The sequence below is a fragment of the Aromatoleum evansii genome (genome assembly GCF_012910805.1).
GTDB classification, from domain to species: domain Bacteria; phylum Pseudomonadota; class Gammaproteobacteria; order Burkholderiales; family Rhodocyclaceae; genus Aromatoleum; species Aromatoleum evansii.
Map to the genome: position 1 here is coordinate 1 of NZ_WTVK01000110.1, position 8,348 is coordinate 8,348.

Here is an 8,348-nt window from a genome sequence, read left to right on the forward strand (position 1 = left end):
GCACAGGATGATGGTCACCAGCGCCGGGATGTTGAGCCCGAGCACGAGCCAGCCGTCGAGCAGCGCATCGAGCCGGCGCCAGCGTCCCATGGCGATGCCGATCGCGGCACCGATCGCCATCGCCAGCCCGAAGGCGACGGCCACGCGCGCGAGGGTGATGGCCAGATGGGTGGGGAGCGCGAGCGAGGCGGTCTCCGCGGCGATGCGCGCGAACACCGTGGCCGGCGGGGGCAGCGTGGAACTGGCGAAGAGCGCTGCTGCGAGCTGCCACAGCACAAGGAAGGCGGCGAGCGACACCGCGCGCAGCCACCCTTCGCCCTGCGGGCCGCGGCGTTTCATCGCTCGCCTGAGCGGCGCGGCCGGCAGCGGCCAGGCGGGCACAAACCGTCGCAGCATTGATGCATCTCCATCGTTCTTGTCCCGACGCCAACCATCCGAGAGCATTCCCGCAAGACACCGCGAACGCGCGACGAATTCGAAACTGGACGCCGAAGACGCGCCGCTCCGCTCGCGGCAGGAAGTCAGATGGGAGACGTCAGCTCACGTTTCAGGTGTGCGGAGCCGTTGAAAGTGCGCAGGCCGACGCGCCCCTTCGAAAACACGATCTCGGTGGTGGATGCGTTGTTGATCACGCGGACGAGCGCGCACCACTGCGTATCGGGCAGGCCGAGAACGTCGCAGACGGCGGCGGCGATGACGCCCCCCGAGGTCACCGCCAGAATCTGCTGGCCGGAGGGAGCGCCGGGAGCGGCGACGACGTCCTGCATCCACTGGCGCACGCCTCGTCGGAACTCACCGTAGGACGCCCGTCCGGCGATGTCGACTTCGCCGCGGGACCACGCCTCGTATGCAGCCTCATAGCAGCGCAACTGCTCGGCGCGCGAAGGGGCCCCGGGCCCGCTCATCGGACGGCCGAACAGCAGGCTGGCCGCATCGAGCACTTCCTCGCCCTCGGCAAATTCGTCGAGCCCGGGCACGAGCTGGGCTTCCCGGCCGGTTCCGGCGCCCGACAGCAGCTGTGCCGCGGTCTCCACGTGCCGCTGGCGCGGCCCGTGCCATACGGTGGCGAGCGCGTCGCCACGCTCGCGCATCCAGGCCCCGGTCGCCCGAGCCTGGGCCACCCCGACCTCGGACAGCACGTCGTAGCGTGTCTCGCCGAACGCCGCCTGGCCGTGCCGCATGAAGAGCAGAATGCTCATCGCGGCTCCCCGGGGAGCACCTTGGGATTGCTTTCCGCCAGCCGCCTGCGGCCGGCCGCGCGCAGATGGGCGAACAGTGCGGCGCGTTGCGGTGCGCCGGGGTCGCCTGCCCCCGCGCGCAGCAGCCGCGCGAGCTGGCGGTTGCCTTCCGCCGGGCTTGCCTTCGAGTCGTCGAGCAGCTCGCGCAGTTCGGCGAGCTCCTGCACTTCGGGCGCATCGCCGTTACGCAGCTGGCGCTCGGCGATCGACATCGCATTCATCACCATCAGCAGCGCGTACTTGCGGTCGGCCGGCAGCGCCGGCAGCACATCGTCGCGCAGGATCTGGCGCGCGGTGGCCAGCAGCGCATCGCCCTTCGGTTGCTCGCGCATCAGTCGTTCTCCGTCATGTTGAGGATTTCCCATTCGAGCTCGGGGACGATATGGCCGGTCAGTGCCAACATGAGCGAATTCTCCTCGCCCGAACAGTGCCGCTCCGCCTGCTGGACCGCAATCACCGCCCATCCTGTGTGCGCCATGACTTCCCAGTATCGCACCGCGTCGCGATCCACGCGCCGCCCGGACTCCCTTTCATAGCCGCGATAGAAGTCCTCGCGTGCGCCGACGCCGCCGGCCTCCTCCGCGAAATTGCCGAAGCGCCAGCATTTGGCGCACAGCCAGCCGAGGTCCTCGTGCGGATCGCTCCAGCTGGCGAACTCCCAGTCCAGGATGCCGGTGAGGCCGTTTTCGTCGACCATGTAGTTGCCGGTGCGGTAGTCGCCATGGCACAGCGTGACGAGCCCGCGCGCCGGCGCGTGGCGCTCGAGCCAGCGCAGCCCCCATTCCAGCGCGGGGTAGGCCGTGTGGTGGCCATCGAGGAAGGCGCGATGCTGCGCCACGCGGTGCAGCGCGGGCGAATCCTCGTACTGCGGCAGGAAATCGAGCGCGGCTTGCGGCGGGCGCACCGAGTGGATGCGGGCCAGCTCGCGGCCGAGCTGTTCGGCCAACTGCACGCGGTCGCCACCGAGGCGGCGATCCTTGACCAGGACATGCGCGGCGGCCGTACCGCCGATGCGCCGCATCAGGAAGAAGGGCCGTCCGAACACCTCCTTGTCCTCGCACAGCCACAGGGGCTCGGGCACCCGCACGCCCGCATCGAACACCGTCTTCAGCAGCGCGAATTCGTGCGAGCGCCCGTGGCTGATCGCCACCCCTGCCGTCGGCGAGTCGCAGCGCAGCACGCATTCCAGCCGACCGGCGCGCGGCCCGCCTTCGATCTCCAGATCGACGAGCCAGTTTTCCTGCACCGCCCCGCCGGACAACAGCTTCGACCCGACGATCGCCACCGACGAGGCACCGGCCGAGGTCGCGATGAAGCGTTCGACCGCCTTGCGTGAAATTTCTTCCATTTGTCCTTCCACCATGCTCAAAGTCCGCCCACCAGGTGAGCGCGATCGACCGCCACGCAGGCCCCCGACATCGCTGCGCCGGCATCGGAAGCGAGCAGCAGCAAGGGTCCGTCGAGGTCCGACAGCTCGCAAAAGCGCCGGCTGGGGATGCGCATTCGCAGCTTGTCGCCCGCCTCGCTCGTGAGGAAATCCCGGTTCAGGTCCGTGATCACGTAGCCCGGCATCAGCGCGTTGACGCGGATGCCGTGGCGCGCGAGTTCGAGTGCCATCGCCTTGGTCGCCTGCAGCACGCCGGCCTTCGAGATCGTGTAGGGCGCGACGCCGCCGCCCACGCGCTCGCCGAGGATCGAGGCGATGTTCACGATGCTGCCGCCCTTGCCCGCATCGACCATGCGACGGGCCGCCTCGGTCGCGACGAGGAAGCAGCCCTTGAGGTTGGGGTCCATGACATTGTCCCAGTCGGCCCCGGTCTGCTGCAGCAGGGGCTTCGTGATCGTCTGGCCGGCGTTGTTGATGACGACGTCAGGCACGCCGGCCCCGGCCGCTGCCGCGTCGAACGCGGCTCTGACGCTCGCCGCGTCCGTCACGTCCATCGACACGGCCTGCGCCCGCCCACCCGCAGCCTCGATCTCGCCGACGAGCTCCTGCAGCTTGTCTGCGCGGCGCGCGGTGACGACGACCTGTGCCCCGGCGCGTGCGAGCAGCGCGGCGAAGTGCCGCCCCAGGCCGCTGGAGGCCCCGGTGACGAGCGCCACCTTGCCCTCGAGCGCGAACAGCCCGCCGAGATAGTCCTTGTCCATCAGCGCTGCTCCTGCGGCTTCACGCTCGCATCGCCACGGCCGGCGACGATCTTCTTGCCCATGCTGAAGCGGTGCACCTCGCTCGGGCCGTCATAGACGCGGAAGGCCCGCATGTCGGAGAAGATGCGCGCGACGATGGTCTCGTGGGTGACGCCCTGCCCGCCCAGTATCTGCACGCTGCGATCGACGATGCGCCATTCGGCCTCCGAGCACGCGACCTTCGCGCGGCTCGACTCGAAGTTGCAGCGCTCGCCCTGGTCGAGCAGCCACGCGGTATGCCAGATGTGCAGGCGCGCGGTCTGCAGGTCGATCTCGTTGTCGGCGAGCATGAAGCTCACGCCTTCGTGCTCGCCGAGCGTGCGGCCAAAGGCCTGGCGGCTGCGCGCGTGCGCCAGCGCCGCGTCGTGGGCGCGGCGTGCCTGGCCCAGCCAGCGCATGCAGTGCGTCAGGCGTGCCGGCGCGAGGCGGACCTGCGCGTAGCGGAAGCCCTTGCCCAGCTCGCCCAGCACGTCGGTCGCCGGCACGCGCAGGTTGTTGAAGCGCAGCACGCCATGCCCGCCCGTGAAGCAGGTGTCGAGCGCGTCCATCGTGCGCACGTGCTCGATGCCCGGCTGGTCCATGTCGGACAGGAACATCGTCGCCGAGCCGTCCTCCATCTTCGCCATGATGATCGCGAACGAGGCCCCTTCGGCGCCGGTGATGAACCACTTCGTGCCGTTGATGACGTACTCGTCGCCATCGCGCACCGCGGTCGTCGCGAGCATCGAGGGATCCGCGCCGGCGCCCGGCGGGGGCTCGGTCATCGCGAATGCGGAGCGCGTCTTGCCCTGCACCAGCGGGCGCAGCCAGCGCTCCTTCTGCGCCTCCGAGGCCACGACTTCCATCAGGTGGATGTTGCCTTCGTCGGGTGCGTGGATGTTCAGCGCCGTCGGCCCCAGCGTCGAATAGCCGGCCTCCTCGAACACCACCGCCTTCTCGACGTGCGACAGGCCCAGGCCGCCCATCTCGCGTGAGGCGTGGGGCGTCAGCAAGCCCGCTGCACGTGCCTTGGCGACCAGTTCGTTGCGCAGGTCCTCGCTCGGACCATGGACCGTCTGGCGCGCATCCTTCTCGAGCGGAATCACCTCGTCCGCGATGAATCGGCGCACTCGCAGCTGCAGTTCCTGCAGCGCCGGGCTTAGGGAGAAATCCATACCTGCTCCTTTGCGTTTTTGGATCTGTATTCGGGCCGGCGCCGGCAGTGATCACCCACCGCCGCCAGCATCCTTGCTGGGCGGAATCGTCCAGGTCTGCGCGCCAATCGCGGACAGCAGCGCGACGCGGCCACGCGGCTTCGCGCCCCGTTCCTTCATCCCGGGAAACAGGACCGGCGCGACCGCGCCGTTGCGCCCGCGAAGGTCGCGACCGCCACGAATTGTCGGTGGGTGAAGCCGGCCATGCTTGTCTCCTCCGTTATGACTCGGCAGGCAGCGGGTGCCCGAACCGGATCAGGTGGCAATGCCTGCGTGCGATATCCTGGGTGCGTTGTATTCAGAATTCGCTAACACACGGCCGAGTGTATTCTGAATTCAGTAAATGTCAACGGGCGAGATCCCGGGCACGCCCTGCATCGCCTTGCCCGCACGCTCGTTCGGGCAGAAATGCCCCTGCGGACCTTACCGTCGCCCCATCCGTAACAAGCTTCCGCGACGCGGAGACAAGCCACTTCCCACGGGCTATAAATCAAGTGTCGGCTGCGCAATCAAACGGGATGAAGGCTCCCCCGGCATCGCTCAGCCGGCTGCATGCAGTTTGCGGCTGACTTCCGCCCCGCTGCCGCCCCCGGCGAGTGGAACGGACGGGGGTCTCCGTCGATCCGACCTGGAAATGCAGCCCCTGGAGAGAGTGATGCTTCCACGTTCCGATGACGCCCCGCGCCGCGAGCCCCTGCCGCATCGCTGGCATGTGCTGCAGATGCTGCGGTCCATGCATGCGGGGCATCCGTTCATCCACTTGTGGGATCTCTCCTGTCTCACGCATCTCGAAGGTGCGCCCATGGCGGTGCATTACTTCGGCTTCCTCGAGCGCAACGGTTACATCGTGCCCTGCGCGAAGGAAGGGACGCGCGCGCACTATTACACCCTGTCCGCCGACGGAGTCGCCCTTTACGAGGCGGGGGAGCGTTGGTGGCGCACCTTGCGCTGGCCGCAGAAGTATTTCGTGATCTGGTACGGCTGAGGCCGCACCCGGCGGCGATCCGCCCGGACGATCTCATGATTTTCTGTAGGTCGATTCCGCGGACTTAAGGACGCGGGACTGTGCGCGGATCCTTAAAGTTGGTACAAACGCCACACGCGGCGTACTCCAACCGACAGGATCCGGAAACATGTTCGCTTCCACCCGCAATTCGCCCGCAGCCTCCCTGCATACCCGGCTTCGGCCCCTTCCCCTGGCGCTGCTCGCCTGTGTGGGAGCATCCCATGCGCTTGCCGCGGAGCCGACCCCGACGCTGAATCCGGTGGTCGTGACCGGCAGCCGCGTCGAGGCCGAAAGCTTCGACCTGCCCTTCTCGGTGGACGCGGTCGATATGCAGGCGGTGCAGGCGGGCAATCTCGGCGTGAACGCGTCGGAGGCGCTCGCGGGGGTGCCGGGGCTGGTGGTGCAGAACCGCCAGAACTACGCCCAGGACCTGCAGATTTCGGTGCGCGGCTTCGGCAGCCGGGCGGCCTTCGGCGTGCGCGGCGTGAAGATGATCGCCGACGGCATTCCCGCCAGCACGCCGGACGGCCAGGGCCAGGCGGCGACCTTCAATCTCGACACGGCCGAACGCATAGAGGTCATGCGCGGCCCCTTCTCCACCGTGTACGGCAACCATGCCGGGGGCGTGATCCAGCTGTTCTCGCGCGACCCGAAGGGTGCGCCGACGGTGCGCGGTGGGGTGCTGGGCGGTTCGTGGGGCACGACCAAGGTCGATATCGGTGCGGAAGGCGAGAAGAACGGCGTGGGTTATGTCGTGGATGCGTCGCGCTTCGATACCGACGGTTACCGCGACCACAGCGCCGCAACGCGCGACCAGCTCTTCGGCAAGCTGGTGTTCCGGCCCGACCAGGACAGCAGGCTGACGCTGGTGGCGAACGCGCTGCGCCAGGACGACACGGATGACCCGCTGGGCCTGACCTGGGATACCTTCAAGGACGATCCGCAGGACGTCGAGAGCGTCGCCGAGGCCTTCAACACGCGCAAGAGCATCGACCATCGCCAGGGCGGCGCGACCTACGAGCGGCGCTTCGGCGCGGGTCGGCTGCATCTGTCCGCGTATGCGGGCGAACGCAGCGTGACGCAGTTCCAGGCCATCCCCACGGCCGTCCAGAACCTCGCAACGCGGCCCCGTCATTCGGGCGGGGTGATCGATTTCGATCGCAGCTTCCACGGACTGGGCGCGCGCTGGACGCACACGCTGGCCGCGGGCCCGGGCGAGCTGACACTCACGGCCGGCGTCGACTACGACCGCTCGGAAGATGCGCGCAAGGGCTTCGAGAACTTTCTCGGCAGCGCCTTCGCCCCGAGCGCGGTGGGCGTGAAGGGACGGCTGCGCCGGAACGAGACCGACACGGTGACGAGCGTCGATCCGTACGTGCAGGGCAGCTGGAAACTGGACAAGTGGACCGTGCAGGCCGGGCTGCGCCACAGCGACGTGAAGTTCGAGGTGGACGACAAGTACATCGCCGCCGGCAACCCGGACGACAGTGGCGACATCCGCTATCGCAAGACGACTCCGGCGCTCGGCATCGTCTATCACCTGAGCCCGGTCGTGAACCTGTACGCAAGTGCCGCGCGCGGCTTCGAGACGCCGACGCTGACGGAGCTCTCCTATTCCGGCACGACCTCCACGGACGGCTTCAACTTCGGCCTGAAGCCGGCCACCAGCAAGCAGTACGAATTGGGGGCCAAGGCTTTCGTCGGGGAGAACACCCGCGTGAACGTGGCCCTGTTCGAGATCCGCACCAAGGACGAACTGGTGGTGGACAGCGCCCTGGGCGGGCGCACGGTGTTCAAGAACGCGGGCTCGACCCTGCGCCAAGGCGTCGAGTTTGCGGCCGATACGGAGTTCTCGCGCAACTGGCGCGGCAAGCTGTCGGTGACGAGGCTGCACGCGGTCTACGACGATGACTTCGTCGCAGGCGGCCGGACGATCGAGGACGGCAAGCGCATCCCCGGTATCCCCGCACTGTCGGCCTACGCCGAGCTGGAATGGAAGCCGCGCGAAGGTCTGGCGACGGCTGTCGAAGTCCTGCACCGGGGCAAAGTCTACGTCGAGGATACGAACACCAAGCGCACCGCGCCGGGTTACACGCTGGCCAACCTGCGCCTGACTGCCGAGCAGCGTTCGGGGCACTGGACCTTCCAGGAAATGGTGCGCGTGGATAACCTATTCGACAAGGAACACGTCGCCTCGGTGATCGTCGGCGACGGCAACGACCGCTTCTATGAACCCGGCCCGACCCGCAGCGTGTATGCGGGCATCAAGACGAGCTACCGATTCTGACCGGCCACGCACGCCTCCTTCGCGGCGTCCTCCTTCTTCACGGCGACCGCATCCGCCCTGCCCGGCTCGTTCGGGCGGGGCTCGTTTTCTTTGTCGCCGCCCTGCTCATGGCCAGCGCCGCGGTGCGGGCCGCGGACGAGGTCATCGTGCGCGAGCTGCAGCCGCTCGCCTACGCAGACGCCCGTGCAGCCCTGCTCGACGCGTTCGTCGATGAGGGGCTGGCTCCGCCGGCGGTGAGCCAGTTCGGCGAGATGCTCGCGCGCACGGCGCCGGATCTCGGCCATCGCGCGGACTTCTACGGCGAGGCCGAGATCTTTTCCTTCTGCAGCGCGCAGGTGTCGGGCCGGATGATCGCCGAGGACGTGCGCAACATCGCGCTGTGCCCGATGACGGTGGCGCTGTACACCCTGCCCGCCCGGCCGCGCACCGTATTTCTG

9 protein-coding genes are annotated in these 8,348 nt (G+C 68.3%); 3 read left to right on the forward strand and 6 right to left on the reverse strand.

Annotated features, from left to right (window positions below; all coding sequences use genetic code 11):
* From GO615_RS26750 to GO615_RS26775, 6 genes are all read right to left on the reverse strand, one after another.
* On the reverse strand, nt 1-396 hold a 396-nt coding region (locus GO615_RS26750), incomplete at its 3' end, for an ABC transporter permease (RefSeq protein WP_422614262.1).
* A 125-nt stretch (nt 397-521) separates the two neighbouring features.
* Entirely contained in the window at nt 522-1,199 is a 678-nt protein-coding gene (locus GO615_RS26755) for a histidine phosphatase family protein (RefSeq protein ID WP_169132899.1), read from the reverse strand.
* Nucleotides 1,196-1,570, reverse strand: coding sequence for a DUF6285 domain-containing protein (locus GO615_RS26760; protein WP_169132900.1), 375 nt, complete (start codon nt 1,568-1,570; stop codon nt 1,196-1,198). Before GO615_RS26760 ends, GO615_RS26755 begins: the two co-directional genes overlap by 4 nt.
* On the reverse strand, nt 1,570-2,586 hold the full coding sequence (locus GO615_RS26765) for a phosphotransferase family protein (protein WP_169132901.1): 1,017 nt from the start codon (nt 2,584-2,586) through the stop codon (nt 1,570-1,572). Before GO615_RS26765 ends, GO615_RS26760 begins: the two co-directional genes overlap by 1 nt.
* Before the next feature lie 17 nt (nt 2,587-2,603).
* Nucleotides 2,604-3,386, reverse strand: a complete 783-nt coding sequence (locus tag GO615_RS26770) for an SDR family NAD(P)-dependent oxidoreductase (RefSeq protein ID WP_169132902.1) — start codon at nt 3,384-3,386, stop codon at nt 2,604-2,606.
* Nucleotides 3,386-4,579 carry an acyl-CoA dehydrogenase family protein gene (locus GO615_RS26775; RefSeq protein ID WP_169132903.1) on the reverse strand — a complete coding sequence of 398 codons (1,194 nt, stop codon included), beginning with the start codon at nt 4,577-4,579 and terminating at the stop codon, nt 3,386-3,388. The genes GO615_RS26770 and GO615_RS26775 overlap by 1 nt, the downstream gene beginning before the upstream one ends.
* A gap of 694 nt (nt 4,580-5,273) precedes the next feature.
* On the opposite strand from GO615_RS26775, the gene GO615_RS26780 reads away from it, so the two are divergent.
* The 3 genes from GO615_RS26780 to GO615_RS26790 all read left to right on the forward strand — a co-directional run.
* Nucleotides 5,274-5,603, forward strand: coding sequence for a hypothetical protein (locus tag GO615_RS26780; protein WP_169132904.1), 330 nt, complete (start codon nt 5,274-5,276; stop codon nt 5,601-5,603).
* 148 nt (nt 5,604-5,751) lie between these two features.
* Nucleotides 5,752-7,911, forward strand: coding sequence for a TonB-dependent receptor family protein (locus GO615_RS26785; RefSeq protein WP_169132905.1), 2,160 nt, complete (start codon nt 5,752-5,754; stop codon nt 7,909-7,911).
* Between the two features lie 107 nt (nt 7,912-8,018).
* Nucleotides 8,019-8,348 (forward strand): DUF302 domain-containing protein (locus GO615_RS26790; RefSeq protein ID WP_169132906.1); only part of this gene is annotated, 330 nt, incomplete at its 3' end.

Excerpts from the sequence above, each read along its gene's own strand:
- GO615_RS26755 (WP_169132899.1), bottom strand. The coding sequence starts at position 1,199 with ATGAGCATTCTGCTCTTCATGCGGCACGGCCAGGCGGCGTTCGGCGAG.
- GO615_RS26760 (WP_169132900.1), bottom strand. The coding sequence starts at position 1,570 with ATGCGCGAGCAACCGAAGGGCGATGCGCTGCTGGCCACCGCGCGCCAG.
- GO615_RS26765 (WP_169132901.1), bottom strand. The coding sequence starts at position 2,586 with ATGGAAGAAATTTCACGCAAGGCGGTCGAACGCTTCATCGCGACCTCG.
- GO615_RS26770 (WP_169132902.1), bottom strand. The coding sequence starts at position 3,386 with ATGGACAAGGACTATCTCGGCGGGCTGTTCGCGCTCGAGGGCAAGGTG.
- GO615_RS26775 (WP_169132903.1), bottom strand. The coding sequence starts at position 4,579 with ATGGATTTCTCCCTAAGCCCGGCGCTGCAGGAACTGCAGCTGCGAGTG.
- GO615_RS26780 (WP_169132904.1), top strand. The coding sequence starts at position 5,274 with ATGCTTCCACGTTCCGATGACGCCCCGCGCCGCGAGCCCCTGCCGCAT.
- GO615_RS26785 (WP_169132905.1), top strand. The coding sequence starts at position 5,752 with ATGTTCGCTTCCACCCGCAATTCGCCCGCAGCCTCCCTGCATACCCGG.